Below are 21,823 nucleotides of genomic sequence, written 5' to 3' on the forward strand. Positions count from 1 at the left end.
CGGATGGCGGCGGTCGGAGCCGCACGGCGCACGGATTTACCGGATTGAGTCGCGGAATCCCGGCAACATACGGGGTCTGCCGACGTGAAGCAGTCTTCAATCTGGCGTAGGCCGGACCGCCGACGCGGTAACGGGGGCGATGTCGGGGGCATCGACTGCGTCTGGTGGTCCGGCCGGGGGCGCGTCAGCCGCCGGTGAGGTTCGCCGCGCTGACATAGGCCACGCTCGCGTGGCTGTCGACCGGGCGGCCCGACCCGTCGACGCACCGGACGGTGGCGGTCACGTCGTTCGGCTTGAAGCCCGACGTCCAGTTGTCCACCGAGCACCTCGAGGTCGGCTCGCCGTAGGCGGTCACGCTGAGGTGATCGGGCGTCCCGGCGACGCCGGGAAGGACCACCTCGTAGACGCCGACTCCTGTGCGCCGCACCGTGTTGACCGACCCGGCGCTGTTCGCCGAGTAGCGCGCCCAGGCGTCGACCGGGTCCCCGAGCGGCGCCGGCTCGAGGGGTCCGCCGTCGCGGACAATGCCGGTGAACAACTGCGCGAAGTCGCTCGCGCCGGTCGGCACCAGCGCGTTCCGGTCGGTGTACAGCAGGACGAACGGGGTGTCCGCCAACGTCGTGCCGTCGGCGCAGCCGACCAGGACGGACTGCCGGTCGGCCTTGACCTCCCGGCCGAGGACGTTGCACCCGGCGGCGGAGGTACCAGCCGCGTTGACCTGGAGGTTGTTCCCGGGGCGGACGAACTCCGACCCGACCAGGTCGACGGCATAGCGGCCGGTGCCGAGACGGTGGACCTGGACCATGCCGGGCCCGGACACGCTGTAGGCGTCGCGGGGCCGGGAGTCAGCGCGGCCGCCCTGGTCGAGGTGCACGTACGCATATGGAGGATCCCCGACCGATGGACGGTGGCCCTCGGGTGCGTAGGTGAACAGAAGACTGAACCGGGAGTCGACGAAGTCACCGGACGGACGGCGGCAGGCCAGGTTGACGCGCTCGTCCAGCCGCCCGGGCGGCCCGGACGCCGATCGCGCGCCGGTCACCGCGCCGGGCTCGCCCGGTGGTGGCGCCACCGCGTCCCAGTCGACGATGTGGCAGTGGGCCGGCGCGGCCGCGTCGGTGACGGCACCGGACGGCGCGTCGGCGTCGGCATCCGCGGCGCCGGTCGTGGCTGGGTTCGGGCCGGTGCCGGTTCGGCCGGCCGCGGCGGGCCCGCCGATCGCGGTCGCCAGGGCGACTCCGCGCCGCCGCGACACGCCCAGGCCGGGGAAAACCACGCTGTACCGGCCCACGGCCGTACGGGAGATCACCGGTCGGGCCTCGGCCAGGGCGTCGACGACCTGCCAGCTCCCGGCCGCGGCGGAGTCGGGGGGCTCCAGCGGAGCCGCGGGCGACACGACGTCGGAGCGCAGGAAACCCCAGCGGGGGCCGATGGGATCGCCGCTCCCGGCACCGCCGTTCCCGCCGTCACCGGGCCCGCCGGCCGCGTACGCGGCGGGGTCATCACGGACGGCGGCGAACGTGACGAGCGTCACCGCGGTGATCAGCGCCAGGACGGCGAGCACCGCGCTGGTCACCGTGGCCCGACTAAAACGCGGCACGCGTCCAGCCCTTTCGTCGTCGGCGCTCGCGACCGCGGCCGTGCCCACCCCATCCGGGCGCGAGGTACGTCGTAGCCGAGAATGGCACAACTGTGGGTGCATCCGCACAGAGGCCCCGGGCATGCATGTAACAGGCCCAGATCATCAGGTACCCGACAGATCAGCGCGGCTGCGGCGGGTGAAACGGTCCGTGGCCGGCGGGTCCCTCCGCGCCCGCCGCCGCGCCGAAGCGGGCCGCCGGGCGGCGACAATCACCGTGCCGACATCACCCCGGCGACCTGCAGGAGGACATTCCATGGGACGGTTCAGGCCGATTTTCCGCCGCGGTGGCCTCGGCTTTCTGCTCGCGGTTCTGGCGGCGACCGGGGCCGCGTGCCAGCCCGGTCCGGTGCGCGGCCCGGGCGGTGGGGCCGATTCCCCTCCCGCGGCCGACACAGATGCCACACCACGCCCGGACCCGGAAGACCTACGCCGTGTCTCGGCGGAAATAGAACGCCGGGTCACGTCCTATGCCCAGACCCATGACACCTCGTACTCCTTCGGGGTCTACATCGATTCCGGGATAGGACGGGTCATCCTGGAGACCGACGCCCCCGCGAACGTGACGGACCAACTCGTCGGCGCCGACGCCGATCTCGTCCAGATCCGGCGGGAAAAGGTCGAGGACTACTAGCCGCGGACATCACCGCACAACGCACTGTTTGTGCGGCTTGCCTTGTCAAGAAGGAGACAGGCGTCGAAACATCGACGCTCCGAACCACCTCGGTACTGTGCCGACGATCTCCAGTGATTCGGAGAGATGCACCAGGTGGGCAGACAACCTGAACGCATCCGACAATCGTTCTGCAGATTTTCGGAGAGTACATAGGTGAGAAATTCCAGATCGAGGCTCCGCTGGGGCGGAGCCGGCCTGGCGATGGCCGGATTCACCGTGATCGCGAGCACGATTCCGGTGTACGCCGCGAACTCGTCAGGCGACAGCAAGGCGACCATCGCGGTCGACAACGCAGTGGCCGCTCCGGCCGCGGATGCCACCTTCGCGACGGACCAGGTCGCGGCCGATCTGGCCGCGACCTCAAGCACGATCGGGTCGAAGGTCGTCTCCTTCGTCCAGGCCAAGGGCACCTCCTACACCTTCGGCGTCTACGCCGATCCCGACCTGGGCAAGGTCATCGTCGAGACCGACGCGCCCACGCGGGACGTGGCCGCGCTGCTCGGCAAGGACGCGAGCCAGGTCGTGGTCCGCAAGGGGAAGGTCACCGACCTGTTCAGCCGGCGCGACGACATCCCCGCATTCTGGGGTGGCGCCGGGATCAGGTCCGGTGGGGCCATCTGTTCCTCGGGCTACACCGTCGCCAACTCGGCGAACACCCGCTACCAGGTGACCGCCGGGCACTGCGCGCCCAACGGCGCGACCGAGGTCACGGAGCTGGGCAACCGCACCTTCGGCGTCGTCAGCGGCAACGGTCTGCCCAGCAAGGACATGGAGCTGCTCGGCGGCCAGTCGTACGGATCGTTCATCTACGGCGGCGGCGTCAACAGCAGCACCGGTTACCACGTCGCCGGCGCCGGCAATCCCGTCGTCGGTTTCACCAACTACTGCCACAGCGGCCGCACGACGGGTGAGAACTGCGGGCACACCGCGCAGAGCGTCACGGCCACCGTCTGCACCAGCAGCGGCTGCAAGTCGCCCGTGGCCGCCTTCACCGGCGGTGTCCTCCCACAGGGCGGCGACTCCGGCTCGCCGTTCTTCGTCGGCTCCACCAGCGGCACCGACAAGCACATCCGCGGGCACGTCATCGCGGGTAACGGAACCACCTCGTACGCCGAGCTGTGGAACAACGTCGCGGCACGCTACGGCGTACATATCGTGACATAGTTCTCGCACGCCTGTTCACGAACCGGTCGGCCCCGAGCGCACTCCTCTCGCCCGGGTCCGGCCGGTCTCTCGTTTCAAGGCCCACCACCTACCGGAACGCCGTTTTCCCGTCCACCGGCCGCGCGCCGGACGACAGGCGTCACGCGGCCCGGCAGCGCACACACAGGCATCCGAGGCACGCTTTACGGGAGGTGGTGGGCCGGGCATTCCGGCCAGGAGACCGTCGACAGTCGGGGGCCCGCCGGGTCCGGGGCTGTCGACGTGGCTCCGCCGGCCGTCGAGGCGGCCCGGACCTGGCTGTTCCCGCCCACCGCCCGGTACCTGTTCCCGCCCACCGCCGGTGGCCGTCCCGGTGGGCTGCCGCGCGGGTACGCCACCCGGAACAATCGCACAGCATTGTCGGAGCACCGACACCGACCCCGCGCCGGCGGGCATGTCCGCCCAAAGACAGCCGGGCGGGGTGCGCTTTCACCACCGCCCCCGCATACAGTGATGCCGACTGCACAGGATTCTCTTCCGATTCGCGGGAATGGCGCTCGGACCCAATTCTGTGGTAGTGATCTACCGATAGTGAACAGACTCCGGTACACGGCGGCGATCCTCACATGAGGCACTCGACCCGCCACGGCAGGTGAGGGTGGGCTCGATGTCATCGGATGCCGGTGTGACGGCGAGGACCGTTCCGCTCGGCGCGGACGATCCCCGTGAACTCGGTTCGTACCAGTTGCTGAGCAAGCTCGGCCAGGGCGGCATGGGCACGGTCTACCTCGGCCGGTCGCAGCAGGGCCGCTATGTCGCGATCAAGGTGATCCGCGCCGACGTGGCCGACGACTCCGAGTTCCGCGCCCGGTTCCGGCTCGAGGCCGAGACGGCTCGCCGGGTCGCCCGGGTCTGCACCGCGGAGGTCCTCGACGCCGACCCGGACGCGCCCCAGCCCTACCTGGTCACCGAGTTCATCGAGGGCGAGACCCTCTCGCGTTTCGTCGCCCGCAACGGCCCGCTCGCCGACGCCAACCTCGAGCAGCTCGCCGTCGGGGTGGCGGCGGCGCTGACCGCGATCCACCGGGCCGGCATCGTGCACCGCGACCTCAAGCCGTCGAACGTCGTGCTCTCACCGTTCGGGCCCCGCGTCATCGACTTCGGCATCGCCCGCGCGCTGGACGCCGCCACGAACCTCACCGGTGACCTCCAGCAGCTCGGCACCCCCGCCTTCATGTCCCCCGAGCAGATCGAGGGCGGGACCGTCACCCCGGCCGTCGACATCTGGGCGTGGGGCGGTGTGGTGACCTACGCCGCCACCGGGCGCTACCCGTTCGGGGACGGCAACGCGCAGGTGCTGCTCTACCGGGCGTTGCACGAGGAGCCGCGGCTCGACGGCGTCGACCCGGCGCTGCACCCCATCGTCTGGCACGCGATGCGCAAGAACCCGACCACCCGGCCGACCGCGCAGCAGCTCATGCTTCGCCTGCTCGGTGACTCCGGCGAGGACGCCGACGCCACGATCGACCCGCGCGAGGTCACCAACGTCCTGCAGGGCTGGAACCTGCCCGTGCCCGGCAGCGGCCCGGCGGAGGACGGCCCGACGATGGCCACCACGGCCGGGACCCAGGGCCCCGCCGGCTACAGCAGCACCGAGGCCCCCACCAGGCTGCCGACCGGCGTCGGCAGCCGACCGGGCGCCCAGGGCGGCTTCCACCCCCAGGCAGGCGGCCCGACGCCCCCTGCGCAGGGCGGCGACACTCCGGGTACGGGCGGCACGGGCGGCGCGCCAGCTAAGAAGCGCCGCACGCCCGTAATCGTCGGCGCCGCGGCGGCGGTCGCGGCGGTGGTCGTCGCCGCGACCCTGATCGCGACCAGCGGCGGCGACGACAGCGACGACAGCTCCACCGCGTCCAGCGGGTCAGCCCCCGCCAGCGGCGGGGCCGCGTCCGGGATTCCGCAGGCGGCAACCCCGCTCGACCTCGACACGATGGTCTTCGCCAGCGACCAGAACGGCAACTACGACCTGTTCACAGGCCGCGTTCCCCCCGCGCAGGGGGAGCTCGCGGACATCAAGCCGATCACCACCGCGGCCGAGAACGACATGCTGCCCTCGATCAGCAAGGATCGCCGGACGGTCGTCTTCTTCCGCAAGGGCTCGCCCAACGCCCTCTACGCGGTGGCGGCGGACGGATCGGGGTCCCCGGTGAAGCTGTTCACCAGCGGCCCCGCGGCGAAGCTGACGATCGCCGACGACGCCCGGCCATCGCTGTCTCCGGACGGCAAGTTCCTCGTCGTGCGGTCGACGACCGATGAGTCCGGATTCCCGAACCCGGGTCTGTATGTGGTCTCGCTCGACGGCTCCGGGTTGTTCCGCCTCGGCGCCAAGCCCCAGGCGACCGACCCGGCCTGGTCACCGAGCGGTGAGCTCATCGCCTACTGGTCGTCCGAGACGGAGAGCGACCGCGGCTTCATCGTGACGATCCCGGCGAGGCCCGACTCCCAGCCGACGCCGATCACCAACGGCCAGGGCAACCGGGACGCCGACCCGACCTTCTCCCCGGACGGCAAGCGGATCGCCTTCAGCCGCGAGGTCGACGGTGACCTCGAGATCTACCAGATGAACACCGACGGCTCCCAAGTGGAGCGTGTCACCGCCGAGCCGGGGCGGGACCAGGATCCGGCCTACTCACCCGACGGAAAGCTCCTGAGTTTCACCGGCGAGCGGGGCACGCCGCTCCGCCGGGTCTACCTCACGGACCCGGCGGACACGACCGCGGCGGACCGTCTCCTCACCAGCACCGCAGGCTTCCACATCCGCTGGGCGAGCGGCTGACCAAGCCTCACCCCTCCCCACGGGGAGGACCGCCTCCATCCCGAACAGCGTGATCGCCTGACGCGAGACACAGCGTCAGGCGATCACGCTGTTCGGGATGGTTCTGGTTTCAGCCCCTCGACAGCGGTACTTGCGGTCCCGATGGCGGACCGACACCGTTTACCCCGGTGTGCCGGGAAGTCTGGTCGGCGAAGCGAGCTGTGTTGCGCCCCGCCGTGTTAGTCGACCTTCCCTGGAGACCTCTGGTCATCCTTGAGCGCGTTGCCGTGTCCGAGCCCGAAGACCGGTCGTAGCCCACTCCGGTCCCCTGCCCGGTTCCTTCCATGAGCTGCCGACGTCTCTGCCGTTGGCAGTGCTGCGGTGAATCGTTTTTCGATTCTCCGAGAAGGACGCCGCGCTCACCGACCTGATATCCGCCGACCTGACGCCACCAACGAAATGAGACATGGAGACGGTCGTGTTGGCCGTCGCGGCCGATCTGAGAGTGAGACGCGACATGGCAGGGTTCTGCTGGGCGGAGTGTTCGGGTTCGACCAGGGCGGCATGGCCACGGTTCTTCCTGGTTCAGTGCTCATGACGACCGTGGTGCTGACCTGCTGGACGCTTTCCGGCGGGGAGCCCTGAGCGAACAGTGCCACCTGCCCGGGCTGGCCTGGTCAGGAACACCTCACCGGCCGGAGCTGGCGAGGCGGCGCCGGATTCGCGAAGCCAGATGGTTCGGATCGTGCAGGTCGCTCCAGGTGAGCCACAGGGTGCTCATGCCGAGGTCGGCCAGTTGCGCCTGTAACCGGCTCCGGTGGGCGGTCTGCCGCTCCCGGGCCGGCGGGGCCGCGAGCTCGTAGGTCTGCACCGCCAGCCCGGCCGACGGCCAGGCGAGATGCACCCGCTCACCGGCCCGGCCGGTGGCCGGACCGGGCGGCGCCCACCGGACCGCCTCCGGTTCGAGGCCCGCCTCGGCCAGGGCCAGGCGCACCCGCGACTCCAGCGGGGTGCCCGCGCGCCCGTCCACCAGGTCCCATAACCGGGTGATGCCGGGTGGCCCCTCACCTGCGTCGTTGCGACGCAGCACCGCCTCCTTCAGGTCCACGTAGTCGGACGAGGGACGCACCGCGCCGAGAGCCGCCCCGGAGGTACCGCGACCGTTCGGCCAGCCGAGGTGCAGGAGAGCGTCCAGCATCGGTACGGAGATCGCGCGGTCGAGGCGGAGGATGATGTCCTGCAGCGTGCGGTGGGCGGTTGTCGCCTCGATGCCGGCGAGGTCCGTCGTCTCGCCTGGCGTCAGCTCCATGCAGTGACGCCGGCAGCCACGCCGGCCGCGGAACGCGGCCCCGCCCGGGAAAGCGACGTCGACGGGCTCGGTCGTGCCCTGGGGTGGCAGACCGGGGAGCCCGTGCAGCCGGGCCGCGGTCAGTAGGCAGACCGTCCCGCCGGCGGCCGCGAGCGCGGCCCGAGCATGGGCACGCACCCGGTCGCGCACCGGAGGGATGACGAGGGTGCCACGGATCGGGGTGTGCCAGCCGTGGGCCCGCCGGCGGGCGGCGATCGCCCCGTCGGACAGGCCGAGCCCGCGGGCCTGGCTACGGGTGATCATGTCGTCCTGCCTCCGGGCCAGGGCGACGACTCGGTCGTTAACGTCCGGCATGCGCCCGAGTCTGCGCCGCCACGCGGCACGCCGGCCGGCCCCGGCCGCCGGTGTGGACGACCAGATCCCGTACGAGCTTGTCCACCGGCCGGCCGGCCGGCCGGAACACCGAAGGGGCGGTGCCCACCCTGGTCGAGGGTGGGCACCGCCCCTTCGAGCGTGCCGTGTGTGCGCGACCGCGACCGCGCTGGCGGTGGGGTGGCGGTGGCGCCTAGCGGACGGGAGCGGCCGGGCGGCGCTTCGCCGTCTTCGGGTCCATCCGCCGCACCAGCAGCGAGGTGACGATCACGCAGATGGTGCCCACCGCGAGGGCACCACCGAGGTCGATCAGGAACTGGGTGCTCGTGAAGTCGTACAGCGGGTCGGCCGGGAAGTCCGGGTTGATCGGAGTGCCGAAGCCGGAGATCTTGTTCAGGTCGATCACCGAGGCGAGGGCGGCGAAGCCCCACCGGGCCGGTGCGATCCAGCTGGCCTGCTCGAGGCCGCCCGTCCCCTCCGCGGGAACCAGACCGCCGGAGAAGACCAGCTGGGCCATGGTGATGAGCACCAGCAGCGGCATGGTCTTGTCCGCGTTGTCGACCAGCGCGGAGATGACCAGGCCGAGCATGGCCGAGGCGAGCGACAGCGCGATCACGGCGACCGCGGCCTCGAGGAAGGGGAAGCCGAACAGCCCTTCACCCATCTTGCGGCCGGCCAGCGCGATCGTCGTGAACACCAGGGCCTGCAGGGTCGTGACCAGGGTCAGAACCAGGACCTTCGAGCCGATATAAGCCGTCCGGGATAGGCCGATCGCCCGTTCTCGGCGATAGATCGGTCTCTCCTTGACGATTTCTCGTACCGAGTTCGACATGCCCATGAAACAGGCACACAGTGTTACGACCAGTAGGACCGTCGGGGCGTCTCTGTTGGGCCCGTCCGCTTGCACCACCAGATCCCCGGGGATTGCTCGTGGGATCGCCCCGAGAAGGAACGGGAAAGCGATGATCAGGCGTAGGTAGGACTTGTCGGAGGCGACGACGGCCATCGTCCGTCGACTCAGCGTGACGAGCTGAGAGATGACCGACTGCTGCCGGATGGACGGCAGGTCCTCGGGCGCCGGCCGCGCCGACGGCGCGGTGATCGACGCCGGGACGTAGTACCGCGACTGCCGGAACCGGGCCGCCGACTCGGCACCCGGGGTCGCCTCGAGGGTGAGGAAGACGTCCGGGTAGTCCTTCGCGCCGAAGAAGGGCAGGGCGTCGCCGGGCGGGCCGAAGTAGGCCACGTAGCCACCGGGCGCGAGGACCAGCACGTAGTCACAGAGGTCGAGCTGGGCGACGCTGTGCGTGACGACGACGACCGTACGGCCGTCGTCCGCCAGCTTGCGCAGCGACTCCATGACGTTCTTGTCCATGCCCGGGTCGAGACCGGACGTCGGCTCGTCCAAGTAGAGCAGGGTCGGCCTGGTCAGCAGCTCCAGGGCGACCGAGGTCCGCTTACGCTGACCACCGGACAGCCGCGACACCTGGGTGTTCGCGTGGGCGGTCAGGCCCAGCTCGGCGAGGACCTCGTCGACCCGCTGCCGACGCTCGGCCTTCGTCGTGTCCGGCGGGAACCGCAGCTCGGCGCCGAACTCGAGCGCCCTGCGGACGGTCAGCGACGTGTGCAGCAGGTCCTCCTGCGGCACGTAGCCGATCCGGCGGCGCAGTTCGTCGTACTCGGAGTACATGTCCCGCCCGGCGTAGCGGACGTTGCCCTTGTCCGCCGGGCGGAACCCGGTCAGCGCGTTGAGCAGGGTCGACTTGCCGGCACCGGACGGGCCGACCACGCCGAGCAGCGCACGCCCGGGAAGCTTGAAGGTCATGTCGTGCATGAGCTGCTTCTCGCCGGCCCAGACGTTCAGGGCATCGGCCTCGAAGCTGACGTCGCCGGAGTCGAGGTACTCGACGAGAAGCTCGCCCTCGAGCTGGAAGACGTGGTGGCCGATGGCGATCACGTCGCCCTGGCTCACGTTCGCCCGGCTGATGCGGCGCCCGTTGACGAAGACGCCGTTGGCCGAGTCGAGGTCGGCGATCTGCAGCCCGTTGCGGTTGATGTAGAGCTCGGCGTGCCGGCGGGAGGCCAACAGGTCGGTGATGACGATGTCGTTGTCGCGGGCCCGGCCCAGCGACATCGTGCCCTGCCGGAGCCGGTAGGTCGTCCGGCGCTCGTGCTCCTGATCCAGGCTCGTCGAGCCGGACGGCGTCCGTGCCGGGTCGTAGCCGCTGCCGCCACGGCCGCCGCCGCCGGCGGCCGGCCCGGTCGGCGACGACGAGCCGCGCCCGCCGCCCTGGCCCCGGGTCGGGGCGGTGGGCCGCGGGGGCTGGTAGCCGCTGGAGCCGGGCAGCATCGTCTGCATGTCGTAGCCGGCCGGGTCGTACTCGGGCTCGTCGTCGAACCCGCCGCGCGCGGCGGGGAACTCGGGCATGACCACGACCTCGGGCCCGCTGGGAGTGCCGAGCCGGAACCGGACCTCGCCCTGTACGCTCACCGACTCGGGCATCCGCTGGCCGTCGACCCAGGTGCCGTTGGAGCTGATGTCGCGGACGGACCAGCCCGATCCGGTCTGCTCGACCAGCAGGTGCCGTCGGGAGACGCGACTGTCGGCGATGACGTAGTCCGCGGTCCGAGCACGTCCGATGATGAACTGCTCACCTGCCGGCACAGTGGCGGCACCGGCCTCGGTGACGACTCTCAGATACGTCGTCTGCACGACTCTCCCCCTTCACGACGGGACGCAGGCCGGGATGCCCCGCCGAAATCCTCTTCTGCACATCGTCCGGATCGGTCTCCGGACGGGACGGGCAACGGTGCCACCACCGGTGGATCCTCACTACCTTGACCGATCTTGCGGGATGCCGCAGATCGTAGCGTCGGGTGTCGACCTTGATCCAGCCCGGGTGACGCGAGCGCCGTCGAACGGGCCGCTTCAGCCGTTTCTGGAGCCGACACCTCTAACCCTCCTCGCGTCGTTCGTTCACTTCCCGGTGCCTTTCATATCTCGCCAGCAGCGGAGCTGTGACCGAGTGTGGCAAGTCCGGCACGAGCACCGGCGACGAGGACGGGATCGGTGCACCACCGACAATGCCCGTCCGGAAGACCCGGGAGCAGCTTCTGTCGCCGATCTGACCCGCTACCGTACGCGCCCGCAGCCCGCGCGGACACCCCTCCGCCGCGATCTCCATGGTGCCCGTGGACGCCACCGCGGGGGGCACTGTGGCCGCCCCCCGCCGCGGGAGCTCCGCGGCCCACCACCGCCCGGCGCCGCCGGGCGGCCCGGCGGCCACGACCCCGCGCCGGGGCCTCTGGCCAGCCCTCGACGCGGCGATACGCCCGAATTATCGGGATCTTGCGGGTCACTGCCCGCCAGCCGACTGAGGGGCGGCCGGCAGGATGACGTCCTTGGCCGTCGCGGTGAGTGAGAGGCCCGAGGCGTCCGTCGACGCCGCGACGATGTTGAGGTCGAACGGCAGTCCGGCGATCGGGACGGGGATCGAGTCGAGCCGAAGACCCGCGGGGAGCGGGATGTTGGCGTTGATCGCGCCCTTCAGCGACAGCTCCGACGGCACGAGGGTGAGCGCGTTGTCCTGAACCTCGAAGGTGGTCACGCCACCGATCTCCTGCGATCCGAGAAACCCGGTGTCGATCCGGCTGGAGATCTCGACCCGGTCACCGCCGTCCACCGGGTTGACCTGAACCGGCGGATCCTGCTTCGCGAGGTAGGTGTTCAGGTCGTCATAGCTGATCCGAACCGTCGCCCGGACGTCGTCCACCGGCACCTCGCCAACGTTGTCGGAGAGTGCGTCGCCGAGCGGTACGTGAAGGCCTTTGAGATTCGCGTGGACCTGCGAGATACGCGGGCCGGGGGTTGGTATTCCCTCGATCGTGACGCCGATGTCCTTGAACTTTCCGAACAGCACCTGGGTGAGGAACGGGAAGCCGCCGATGGTGACGTTCTTCACCGTCGGCGGAGTCGCGCCGGGCTCCAGGCTCTCCGCGACGCTGACCTCGATCTGCTTGACCATCTGGTCCTTGGCGATCGCGACCGCCACCCGGTCGCCCACCACGAAGAGCACAAGGAGGACCACAACAACGATCGCGAGGATGCGCCCGCGGCGCCGCCGCCGAGCGGGCGCCGGGCCCGGCTCCGGGCCCGAGCCACCCGGCGGACCACCGGGGCCGCCCGGCAGACCCCCGCTGTCGGACGCGGCCGGGTAGGCCTCCCCGTAGTTACCGTTCCCGGGCACCGGGCGGACATGGCCGCCGCTGTCGGTGTAGGTACCCGCGGCCTGACCAGGCTGGCCGTACTGGGGGCCGGTCGCACCAGGCCGCGGGGACTGACCGGAGGCCGGCCCCGTCCACAGGTCACCCGGCCCGACGGGCGCCGTCGGAGCGGGCGCCGCCGCGCCAGGGGCCCCGGCACCGCGCCGGACCGCGTCGATGGCCCCGCCGAGCGTGGGCTCCGTCATCGGGGGCACGTGATCGTGCTCCGGCTGCTCGTCGGCAGGGCGCACCGGACGGCCGGGGCGGAACGCGTCCGCGGGTGGTGGCGGACCGGCCGGGCGGAACGCGTCCGCGGGTGGCGGCGGGGCCGCCGGGGCTCCTGGCCGGGAGCGGCGCCGCACGTCCTGGGTCGGCCTGGTGCCGCCCTCGCCCCCGCCGGATCCCCCGGGGGGCATGACATTGGTGGCGTCCGCGGGCTCCTGCCCGTCCCCGCCGCGCCCGTGGTTCACCGGAACATCTCCCGCTCCGCGCCACGTCGGGGCCTCCGGCGTGGCGCCGCCGTGTCACAGTCGGTCATGTCGAGTCGTCCACCGCCCCGATCAACGATCGGCGTGGCCCGGCCGGCGGCACGGCCCCGCACGCATCGCCCCACAGCCCCGGGGCCCCGTGCCTGGCCGGCACGGGCCCGATCGGGCGGCGGAAACGAGGTGACGGTCGGCGGCACGGTGACGGCCGAAGCACTCGACCACGAGCCTTCGACCGGCCGGGCCGCCGTCCGAACCGTCGGCCCATCAAAAGATGGTCGCACGTGGGGCGGCTGGACAGCGGTGTCGGGTCCGATCACCTGTGTTGTGTACGTGTCGGATTACCGACCCGGACATTCGTCGGTGACGCGCTGTTCCATGACTCGCGGCGAAGTGCCCCGTTCGATCCGTTTTCCGTGCGTTGTCCACCCGAGCCGGACGGTGCCGCCAGAACCGGCGATGTCCGGCCGGGCGGGGCCGGGCGGGGCCCGCGGGCCGCCGGCGGCATCGTCAGGTCAGACCTCCAGCGGGAGCTGGGCGGCGCCGCGGCGCCGGCGCGGTGGGGCGGCGAGGCGGAACGCCGTCCCGCCCGGAGCCGCGAACGCGTGCCAGAAGTGATCGGCGACGGCTTCCGGCAGCAACGGCCCGGACAGCCCGACCCGGCCGTCGAGCACCACCGTGCGCAGGCGAACGCCCTGGGCGGCGAGCCCGGGAGCCATCGCCCCGCCCATCGCCGCCAGGCCGGCCTTGCCCACCGCGAGCGCGAAACGCCCCGCCGCCGGCTCGCTGCGGGTGCCCGCGACCGTCAGCAGGACGGTGGCGCCCGGCCGGTCCACCAGCAGGGGCACCGCTGCCTGGACAGCGGTCAGCGCCCCGGTCACGTTCACCGCGAGAGTCTGGTTCATGGAGTCCGCCCGCACCGAGAACGCGGTGCCACGGATGCTCAGCTTGGCGTTGTAGACCAGCACGGTCAGCCCACCGATCGCGGCGGCGAGCCGCTGCGTCGCCGTCCCGAAGGCCGCCTGGTCGGTGACATCGGCGACCGCGCCCGTGACGTCGTGGCCGTCCGCGGCGAGCTCGGCGGTAATCCGGGCCACCGTGTCGGAGGAGCGCGAGAGCACGCCGAGCGCGAACCCCTCCTCGGCGAACCGGCGCAGCAGCGGGCCGCCGAAGGCGGCACCCGGCCCCACCACGATCAGCCCGCGGGTCGGCGGCGCCGGCTCCCGGCCGGTGGCCGTGCCGTTGTTCATGTGCCCATCCTGACGCGCGATGTCCTCCCCCGTGTCGCGATGCGACCGGTTCGGCCAGGTCGCGCCCGAATCATCACCCCCGACGGCCCGGGCCGGCCAGAACTGCCCTCAACGCGAGCTGGACGACGTCCGACTGCCGGCGCGGTCGGTGCGGTTGGCAGTGCCGGTGCGGCTGCCGGTCCCGGCGCGGTTGGCGGTGCTGGTGCGGCGGCGGCGCGACAGCAGTGGACGGCGGGGCCGCTTCGGGCGGCCGCCACGGCGCTCGACCGGCCGGGCGCCGGTGGCTGCCCGGCCGACGCCGGATGCCGCACGGTTGGCAACCACGTCCCCGCCGGCCGGGCGGGCGGCGGGGATCGCGTTCGCGGCTCGGATGGGCGCCGCCCGGCGGTAAACGACCGCGAGCACGGCCGCGACGGCCAGGATGGGAAGCGAGATCAGCACCAGGGCGACGATGACGGCGGCGAGTGTCTGCATCCTGGATCGATACCCAATGTGTCCGCGACGTCACACGGAGCCCCGTTACCCGGCGAGATCCGGTATCGACGACCCCGGTGGGCCGTGGGCGGTATCCGGACGGCGGCGCTACTCGGACGGCGGCGGCACGAGGACACCCGGGTTGAGGATGCCCGCCGGGTCCAGCACGGCCTTCACCGCGCGCAGGACGGCGACGCCCACCTCGCCGACCTCCGCGGGCATCCAGGGACGGTGGTCCGTGCCGACCGCGTGGTGGTGGGTGATCGTGCCACCGTTCGCCATGATCGTGTCTCCGGCGGCGCGCTTCGCCCGGTCCCAGCGGGAGATCGGGTCCGGGCCCTCGGCGCAGACGACCGTGAAGTAGAGCGACGCCCCCGCCGGGTAGACGTGCGAGACGTGGCAGAGAACGACGGCCGGCGACCCGTCGGACTCGATCGCGCCGGTCACCGCCGCGCGGACCGCCGCGTACAGCGTCGGGATCGTCGACCAGTACCCGGCCGTCTCCAGGGTCTCGGCGAAGATGCCCTCGTCCAGGAGCGCGTCGCGCAGGTATGGGGCGTGGAAGCGGCCGGCGGCCCAGTCCCGTCCCACGTCCTCGCCGAGCGGGCGGGCGCCGGCGTCCCTCAGGACCGCGCGGACCTCCGCGGCGCGTCCGGTCACCTCGTCCTCGCTCCCCTCGTACCCGGTGACCAGGTAGCACCCGCCCGAGGCGGTGACATCGGCGGCGGCATCGGCGCCCGCGGGGCCGTCGGCCGCGTTGGCGGCATCGGCACCGGCGGTGACATCGGTGCCCGCGCTGACGGCGTTGGCCAGGCCGGCGGCCGTCTCCAGTTCGTCGGAGAGGCGCAGGACGGTGGGCAGCAGGTCCCGCTGGGCCAGCTCGCGCAGCAGGTCCAGGCCGGTGGCCAGGTCCGTGACCCGCCAGCCCTCGTACCGCCGCCGCGCCGGGGCCGGGCGCACCCACGCGGTGACCTCGGTGATCACCCCGAACGCGCCCTCGGAGCCCAGCGCGAGCTGGCGCAGGTCGGGACCGGCCGCCGACGCCGGCCCCCGCCCCGGCTGCCACGTCCCCACCGGGGTCGCCAGCCGCAGCCCGGTGACGAGCTGGTCGAACCGCCCGTAGCCGGCCGATGCCTGGCCGCTCGACCGGGTCGCCGCGAACCCGCCGATCGTGGCGTACTCCCACGACTGCGGGACGTGCCCGAGGGTCAGGCCGTGCTCGGCGAGCAGCGCCTCCGCGGCGGGCCCGCGCAGGCCGGCGCCCAGCACCGCCGTCCCGGAGAGCTGGTCGACGCGCAGGAGGCCGTCGAGCCGGTGCAGGTCGAGCGCGACGGCGCCGTGCCACCGGGGTGCGCCGTCGGGTGCCTGACCCGACGGGAGCCGGGGGGTGAGGCCGCCGACGACCGAGGTGCCGCCACCGAACGGGACGACGATCACGCGGTGGCGGGAACAGATCCGCAGCACCGCGAGGACCTGGTCGTGATCGAGCGGCGCGACGACGGCGTCGGGCGCGTCGGAGGCGTCCCCGGACCGCAGCCGCAGCAGGTCGACGGTGGAGCGGCCCCGGCAGTGGCGGATCCGCGCCTCGCGGTCATCCCGGACATGGCCGGCGCCGACCACGGCCCGCAGCTCGTCCAGCACCTCACCCGGCAGGCGGACCGGCGGGAGCGTGATGTCGGCGAGCGCGACCGGCGCGCTGGGGCGGGACGGAATGCCCAGCTGGCCGAGCAGGTCGCGGACGGCGCCCGGCAGCGGGTGGTGCGCGGCCGCGGCGCCCCACCCCCACCAGACCGGATCGGCGGGCGCGGTCGGGGTGGTGTCCCCCGGGCCCGGTGCCGGACGGACGCTCTGGTCCCCAGGACTCCCCGCGCCCGGCCTGGGGGAAGCGCCGGGGGGCGGGGTCGTCGCCTCAGTGGTCATCGCCGTCACCTCATCCGTTCGCATCCGTTCCGCCGGGGTCGAGGCGGTATCGTCGATACGCTGTGACAACTCGAGTAACAGTGTCACACGATCCCGTCCCGGGCACAGTCAGGGCTGAGCTGGCGGAGCGCCCCGACGGGTGGGAGCGGCGAGAGCCGCGGGAGGGAGACAGCCGGTGACCGGGCCGACATCACCCCACACCCTGCCGGCGCCCGGCCGCGGCTCCGCGTGGGCCGGCGCCTTACCCCTTGACCGCTCCGGGCCCGCTCCGGGAACCGCTCCCGGTGCGGGCCGGCGCGGCGAGAGCGCCGACGCGGCCGTCCTGGATGCCGCCGCCGCGTCGCTGCTCAGCGTCGGCGTGCGTCGGACGACCGCCACCGACGTGGCCCGGCGCGCCGGCGTCAGCCGGATGACGCTGTACCGGCGCTGGCCCGACCTGCGCTCCCTCGTCGGCGACGTGATGACGCGCGAGTGGGGCCGGATCGTCACGGCCGCGGCGCGGGCGGCCGAGCCGTCCCTGGCCGCCGGCACGCGGGCCGGCCTGGTGCGCTACCTGGTCACCGCGGCGCAGACCTTCCGCGCGAACCCGCTGTTCCGCAAGATCCTTGAGACGGACCCGGAGCTGCTGGTCCCCTACGTCCTGGAGCGTCTCGGCGCGACCCAGCGGCTCGTCCTGGAGCTGCTGTGCGAGCAGCTGCGCGAGGCGCAGGCGGGCGGCGCCGTCCGGGCGGGTGACCCGGCGACCCAGGCACGGATGGTGCTGCTCGTCGTGCAGTCGTACGTTCTCTCCGCGGACACGCTGGGCGACGAGATCACCGAGGAGGCACTGGCGCGTGAGCTCTACCTGACACTGGACGGCTACCTGGCCCCGCGCGCCGGCGAGACAGCCGAGGCCGCCTTCGACGCCACTGACGCAACTGACGCTGTCAGGGCCGTTGACGTCGTTGAGGCCGTCGAGGCTGCTGACGCAGTTGACGAGATCCGGCCGATCGAGCACCCGGGAGCGCCGTCATGAGCACACCGTTCGACCGCTCGTCGCTCACCGCCGACCGCCGTGCCCGCGAGCTCGGCGAGCTCGCGGGCGGCGAGGCCGTCGATCTCCTCGTCGTCGGCGGCGGCGTCACCGGCGCCGGGGTGGCGCTCGACGCGGCCTCGCGCGGGCTGTCCGTCGCGCTGGTCGAGGCACACGACCTGGCCTTCGGCACCAGCCGGTGGAGCTCGAAGCTCGTCCACGGCGGGTTGCGCTACCTCGCCTCCGGTGACCTCGGGCTGGCCCGGGAGAGCGCGCTCGAACGCGAGATCCTGATGCGCCGTACCGCCCCGCATCTGGTGCACCCGCTGCCGATCGTGCTGCCGCTCACCGAGGACGTCCCCGCCGGCTCGGCGATGCTGGCCCGGGCCGGGATGGGCCTGGCGGACCTGCTGCGGCGGGGCGCCCGGACCCCCGGCACGGTGCTGCCGCCGCCGCGGCGGCTCTCGGCGGTCGAGACGCTCGGGATGGTCCCCGGGCTGCGCGAGGCCGGGCTGCGCGGCGGCCTGCTCCACTGGGACGGCCAGCTCGTCGACGACGCCCGCCTGGTCGTGACGATCGCCCGGACGGCGGCGGCGTTCGGCGCCCGGGTGCTGACCCGGGTCCGCGTGCTGTCGGTGGAGAGCCCGGGGTACGCGCGGCGCGGCGCGGCACGGCACGGCGGCCTGCCGCCGGAGCCGGTCGGCGTCGAGGTGGTCGACACCCTGACGGGCACCCGGTGCACACTGCGGGCCCGCACCGTGGTGAACGCGACCGGGGTCTGGACGCCCGCGCTCGCCCCGGAGGTCAGGCTCCGCCCCAGCCGCGGCACCCACCTGGTGCTGCCCGCGGCGGCGTTCGGCGGCACGCCGACGGCGCTGTCGGTGCCGATTCCCGGCGAGCGGAACCGGTACGCCCTCGTGCTGCCGCAGGGCGACGGGCGAGTGTACGTGGGACTGACCGACATCCCGACGGACGAGGTCGCGGACGTGCCGACGCCGGATCACCAGGAGATCACGCAGCTGCTGAACGTCGTGTCGAGCGTGCTGGCCACCCCGGTCGACCGCGCGGACCTGCTGGGGGCGTTCGCCGGGCTGCGCCCGCTGCTGGACGGCCCGAACGGGCGCACGGCGGACCTGTCCCGGCGGCACGCCGTGCACGTCGGGTCCGACGGCGTGATCACCGTGGTGGGCGGCAAGCTGACGACCTACCGCCGAATGGCGGCGGACGCGGTGGACGCCGCCGTCGCCCAGGCCGACCTGGACGCGGGGCCCTGTCGGACCGACCGGCTCCCCCTCGTCGGGGCGGCCTCGCGCCGCGTGCTCGCCGCGGTGCCGGCGCCGCGCCGGCTGGTGGCGCGCTACGGAACCCAGGCCCCGGCGGTGCTGGCCCTGGCCGAACGCGACCCGGAGCTGCTCGCGCCGATCGCCGAGGGAGTCGCGGTCACCCGCGCCGAGCTGGTGTTCGCCGTGCGCCACGAGGGAGCACTCGACGCCGACGACCTGCTCGACCGGCGGACCCGCGTCGGGCTCGTCCCGGCCGACCGCGCGGCGGCGCTCGGCGCGGCACGCGAGGTGCTGGCGGCCTGCGCCGTCCCCACCGGCTCGCCGGTCGACTGAGCCACCGGCCGACCAGGCCCGACCGACACTCCGAGCCGAGCCGGCGATCGAGCGAGCCTGCGAAGCGCCGAGCTGTCAGATCAGGGAGTCGACGGTCAGCGCGGCGACCCGCTCGAGGTGGGCGGGAGGGTCGCCGAAGGCCCCGTACATCCGGCGGGCGCGCTTGTAGAACAGGTGGGCCTCGTGCTCCCAGGTGTACCCGATGCCGCCGTGGTACTGGATCATCGCCGCGGTGGCGTCCCGGGCCGCCTGGCTCGCCTTCGCCTTGGCGACGGCGACGGCGAGCTCCAGGTCGTCGAGGCCCGCGTCGAGCGCGTGCGCGGCGTACATCACGGCGTGCTCGGCCATCGTGACCGCGACGTGCAGGTCGGCGAGCTGGTGCTTGAGCGCCTGGAACGAGCCGACCGGGCGGCCGAACTGGATCCGCTCCCGGTCGTAGTGAACCGTCCTGGTCAGCGCCTCGCGAGCGACCCCGGCCTGGTCCGCCGCCGTGAGCAGCGCGCCGCGGCGGATGAGGTCGGCGAGCGCCGCCGCCGACGAGCCGGGCAGCCGCCTGGCCCGCGCCCCGGCCAGTTCCAGGGCGGCGAGCCGGGTGGTCCCGTCGGGACCGGCCAGCGGGCGGACGGCGACGCCGGCCGCGCCGGGGTCGAGCAGGTACAGGCCCACCTCGCCCGCTCCGGGAGCAGCGCCGGCGGGGCCGGGCTCGATCGCCGCGACGACGACGAGGTTGGCGACCCCGAGATACTCGACGGGCGACGCCGTCCCGGACAGCTCACCGACGAGACCACCGGAGCCGCCGAACACACCGGAGCCCGAAGGCTCGTCGGAGCCCCCGGCCCCTTCGGAACCGAACCCGTTGGCCCCCGCGGCAATGCCGGTGACGGTGCCCGGCGCCGGGCGCGCGGTGACCGCCACGCCGGAGGCGTCCCAGGCCCCGCCGGCTCCCCGCAGGGCCACCGTCGCCACGAGGTCGCCGTCGGCGAGGCGGGGCAGCAGCTCGGCCCGCTGCGCGTCCGACCCGGCGAGCCGGACGGCCTCCCCAGCCAGCACCGTCGGCAGCCATGGCCCCGGGACGGCCCCCGCGCCGAGCTCACGGGCGACCACCTGGGCGTCCAGCAGCCCGAGGCCGAGCCCGTCGAACTCCTCCGGGACGCACACGGCCAGCCAGCCCTGCTCCCCCACCGACTTCCACAGCTCCAGCGGGTGCCCGTCACCGGCGGTGTCCTCGAACACCGCCCGCACCGCCGTGAGGTCGAAACGGCCGGAGAGGAAGGCCCGGACGGTCTCGCCCAGGGCACGCTGCTCGTCAGTCAGCGCAAAGAACACTTCGATGGTCCCTTCCGGACTCAGCGCGGCAGGCCGAGCACCCGCTCGGCGACGATGTTGCGCTGCACCTGCGACGAACCGCCCCAGATGGTGACCGACCTTGTCCAGAACCCCTCCGACTGCAGGGCGGAGATGTCGAGGCCCGCGACGGGGGTGCTGACCGCCGCGTCGGCGCCCAGCAGGTCGTCGAAGGTCTCGAACAGGTCCTGGTAGGTCTCGGACCACTGCAGCTTGGTCATCGACGACTCGGCGCCCAGGTCGGCGCCCCGCTCCACCTGGGTGAGCACGTGCATGGCGTGGTAGCGCAGGCACTCGAGCTCGACCATCCGGCGGCCCAGCTCCTGGCGCAGCACCGGGTCGGTGTCCCGCCCCAGCGCGCGGGCCGCCCGGACGATCTCGTCGTAGGACTTCCGGAAGGCGGTGTACTGCGAGATGCCCGACGCGCCGCGTTCGAAGGAGAGCAGCAGCATCGCGGTGGACCAGCCGTTACCCAGGCCGCCGAGGCACTCGCGGGCGGGGACCCGGGCGTCGGTGAAGAACACCTCGCCGAACTCGGTCGCCCCACTCATCTGCCGCAGCGGCCGCACCTCGACGCCGTCCTGGTGCATGTCGAGCAGCAGCATCGACAGGCCGCGGTGGCGCTGGCTGCCCGGCTCGGTGCGGACCATGGTGAAGATCCGGTCACCGTGGCCGGCGTTGGTCGTCCAGACCTTCTGGCCGTTGACGACGATGTCGTCGCCGTCGGCCACGCCGGACGTCCGCAGTGCGGCCAGGTCGGAGCCCGCGTCCGGCTCGGAGAAGCCCTGGCACCAGATCACGTCGCAGCGCAGCAGCGGACGGATGATCTCGCGCTTCTGCTCGTCCGTGCCGATCGCCATGATCGTCGGGGCGAGGAAGGCGAGCCCGAGCGGGTTGACGGTTCCCGGCGCTCGGGCGAGCGCCAGCTCCTCGTCGTAGATCGCCTTCATGCCGGGGGTGCCGCCGCGCCCGCCGTACTCGGTGGGCCAGTCGATGCCGGCGAAGCCCGCGTCGAACTTGCGGCGCTCCCACTCCCGGCGTAGCTCGAAGCCCTCGTCGTCGGGGACGCCCGCCCAGAAGCCCGGCTCCCGCCACGCCGCGGGGACGCTCCCGGCGAGCCAGCTCCGCAGGTCCGCGCGGAACGCCTCCTCCGCGGCGCTGAAGGTCAGGTCCATCTGATCACCACTCCGGGCCAGTTCGTGGATCGGGCGGCCCCCTGGTCGGGCACCCCCGCCCGACGGTGTGCGACGGCAGCAGATCGATTTGCCCGACCAGCATGCCCCATCCGGGCCTCGACGCGCGGCGCCGGGCGCGAACAGGGACACGGGATCCCCGGCCGCGACGACCGCCACTGTCCGGACCGGACCTGTCGGCGGGCCGGCTGGGCATCATGGAGCCCACCTGCGCCCCCGTGCGCCCGATCGACACCCGCCGTTCACCTCAGCGTGAGCGGTGCGCACCAACTGCCGGCACGATGGGATGGAGCCGTCCGCACCGCGGGACGG

The 21,823-nt window shown here is 73.0% G+C and carries 14 protein-coding genes; 5 read left to right on the forward strand and 9 right to left on the reverse strand.

The genetic code is table 11. The features are described 5' to 3' along the window. Positions 1 to 184 precede the first annotated feature (184 nt). Positions 185 to 1,576, reverse strand: a complete 1,392-nt coding sequence (locus AC559T_RS09640) for a hypothetical protein (protein ID WP_498868511.1) — start codon at positions 1,574 to 1,576, stop codon at positions 185 to 187. Positions 1,577 to 1,895: 319 nt separating this feature from the next. Between AC559T_RS09640 and AC559T_RS09645 the strand changes: the two genes are divergently transcribed. The 3 genes from AC559T_RS09645 to AC559T_RS09655 all read left to right on the forward strand — a co-directional run bounded on the left by AC559T_RS09645 (position 1,896) and on the right by AC559T_RS09655 (position 6,294). Beyond that, positions 1,896 to 2,273: a hypothetical protein gene (locus AC559T_RS09645; protein ID WP_071066597.1), complete on the forward strand. Its 378-nt coding sequence runs from the start codon at positions 1,896 to 1,898 to the stop codon at positions 2,271 to 2,273. A 243-nt stretch (positions 2,274 to 2,516) separates the two neighbouring features. Continuing rightward, on the forward strand, positions 2,517 to 3,479 hold the full coding sequence (locus tag AC559T_RS09650; protein ID WP_498868512.1) for a chymotrypsin family serine protease: 963 nt from the start codon (positions 2,517 to 2,519) through the stop codon (positions 3,477 to 3,479). A 646-nt stretch (positions 3,480 to 4,125) separates the two neighbouring features. Further along, positions 4,126 to 6,294: a protein kinase domain-containing protein gene (locus AC559T_RS09655; protein ID WP_498868513.1), complete on the forward strand. Its 2,169-nt coding sequence runs from the start codon at positions 4,126 to 4,128 to the stop codon at positions 6,292 to 6,294. Between the two features lie 667 nt (positions 6,295 to 6,961). On the opposite strand, the gene AC559T_RS09660 is transcribed toward AC559T_RS09655, so the two are convergent. The 6 genes from AC559T_RS09660 to AC559T_RS09685 form a co-directional block, all read right to left on the reverse strand. Next, positions 6,962 to 7,936, reverse strand: a complete 975-nt coding sequence (locus tag AC559T_RS09660; protein ID WP_498868514.1) for a hypothetical protein — start codon at positions 7,934 to 7,936, stop codon at positions 6,962 to 6,964. Positions 7,937 to 8,147: 211 nt separating this feature from the next. Then, a complete protein-coding gene (locus tag AC559T_RS09665) occupies positions 8,148 to 10,667 on the reverse strand; it encodes an FHA domain-containing protein (RefSeq protein WP_498868515.1) in 2,520 nt (839 codons plus the stop codon). A gap of 643 nt (positions 10,668 to 11,310) precedes the next feature. After that, a complete protein-coding gene (locus AC559T_RS09670) occupies positions 11,311 to 12,687 on the reverse strand; it encodes an LmeA family phospholipid-binding protein (RefSeq protein WP_498868516.1) in 1,377 nt (458 codons plus the stop codon). 530 nt (positions 12,688 to 13,217) lie between these two features. Next, positions 13,218 to 13,952 carry an SDR family NAD(P)-dependent oxidoreductase gene (locus AC559T_RS09675; protein WP_071066602.1) on the reverse strand — a complete coding sequence of 245 codons (735 nt, stop codon included), beginning with the start codon at positions 13,950 to 13,952 and terminating at the stop codon, positions 13,218 to 13,220. Between the two features lie 108 nt (positions 13,953 to 14,060). Beyond that, positions 14,061 to 14,426 carry a hypothetical protein gene (locus AC559T_RS09680; RefSeq protein WP_498868517.1) on the reverse strand — a complete coding sequence of 122 codons (366 nt, stop codon included), beginning with the start codon at positions 14,424 to 14,426 and terminating at the stop codon, positions 14,061 to 14,063. Positions 14,427 to 14,534: 108 nt separating this feature from the next. After that, complete coding sequence (locus AC559T_RS09685; protein ID WP_498868518.1) at positions 14,535 to 16,346, reverse strand: FAD-binding oxidoreductase; 1,812 nt, start codon at positions 16,344 to 16,346, stop codon at positions 14,535 to 14,537. A gap of 175 nt (positions 16,347 to 16,521) precedes the next feature. On the opposite strand from AC559T_RS09685, the gene AC559T_RS09690 reads away from it, so the two are divergent. Then, the gene (locus AC559T_RS09690) at positions 16,522 to 17,361 is read left to right on the forward strand and encodes a TetR/AcrR family transcriptional regulator (protein WP_498868519.1); all 840 of its coding nucleotides are present in this window, start codon (positions 16,522 to 16,524) and stop codon (positions 17,359 to 17,361) included. Then, a complete protein-coding gene (locus AC559T_RS09695) occupies positions 17,358 to 18,974 on the forward strand; it encodes a glycerol-3-phosphate dehydrogenase/oxidase (RefSeq protein ID WP_498868520.1) in 1,617 nt (538 codons plus the stop codon). Before AC559T_RS09690 ends, AC559T_RS09695 begins: the two co-directional genes overlap by 4 nt. Before the next feature lie 75 nt (positions 18,975 to 19,049). On the opposite strand, the gene AC559T_RS09700 is transcribed toward AC559T_RS09695, so the two are convergent. Next, the gene (locus tag AC559T_RS09700; RefSeq protein WP_498868521.1) at positions 19,050 to 20,300 is read right to left on the reverse strand and encodes an acyl-CoA dehydrogenase family protein; all 1,251 of its coding nucleotides are present in this window, start codon (positions 20,298 to 20,300) and stop codon (positions 19,050 to 19,052) included. A gap of 20 nt (positions 20,301 to 20,320) precedes the next feature. Next, the gene (locus AC559T_RS09705; RefSeq protein WP_112105986.1) at positions 20,321 to 21,493 is read right to left on the reverse strand and encodes an acyl-CoA dehydrogenase family protein; all 1,173 of its coding nucleotides are present in this window, start codon (positions 21,491 to 21,493) and stop codon (positions 20,321 to 20,323) included. Positions 21,494 to 21,823: the final 330 nt, after the last annotated feature.

Origin of the sequence: Frankia sp. Hr75.2 (assembly GCF_949319125.1) — a bacterium.
In the GTDB taxonomy this organism is placed as follows: domain Bacteria; phylum Actinomycetota; class Actinomycetes; order Frankiales; family Frankiaceae; genus Parafrankia; species Parafrankia soli.

Bases quoted from the DNA above. Each gene is read 5' to 3' on its own strand.
- AC559T_RS09645 (WP_071066597.1), top strand. From the start codon at position 1,896: ATGGGACGGTTCAGGCCGATTTTCCGCCGCGGTGGCCTCGGCTTTCTG.
- AC559T_RS09650 (WP_498868512.1), top strand. From the start codon at position 2,517: ATGGCCGGATTCACCGTGATCGCGAGCACGATTCCGGTGTACGCCGCG.
- AC559T_RS09655 (WP_498868513.1), top strand. From the start codon at position 4,126: ATGTCATCGGATGCCGGTGTGACGGCGAGGACCGTTCCGCTCGGCGCG.
- AC559T_RS09660 (WP_498868514.1), bottom strand. From the start codon at position 7,936: ATGCCGGACGTTAACGACCGAGTCGTCGCCCTGGCCCGGAGGCAGGAC.
- AC559T_RS09675 (WP_071066602.1), bottom strand. From the start codon at position 13,952: ATGAACAACGGCACGGCCACCGGCCGGGAGCCGGCGCCGCCGACCCGC.
- AC559T_RS09680 (WP_498868517.1), bottom strand. From the start codon at position 14,426: ATGCAGACACTCGCCGCCGTCATCGTCGCCCTGGTGCTGATCTCGCTT.
- AC559T_RS09685 (WP_498868518.1), bottom strand. From the start codon at position 16,346: ATGACCACTGAGGCGACGACCCCGCCCCCCGGCGCTTCCCCCAGGCCG.
- AC559T_RS09695 (WP_498868520.1), top strand. From the start codon at position 17,358: ATGAGCACACCGTTCGACCGCTCGTCGCTCACCGCCGACCGCCGTGCC.
- AC559T_RS09705 (WP_112105986.1), bottom strand. From the start codon at position 21,493: ATGGACCTGACCTTCAGCGCCGCGGAGGAGGCGTTCCGCGCGGACCTG.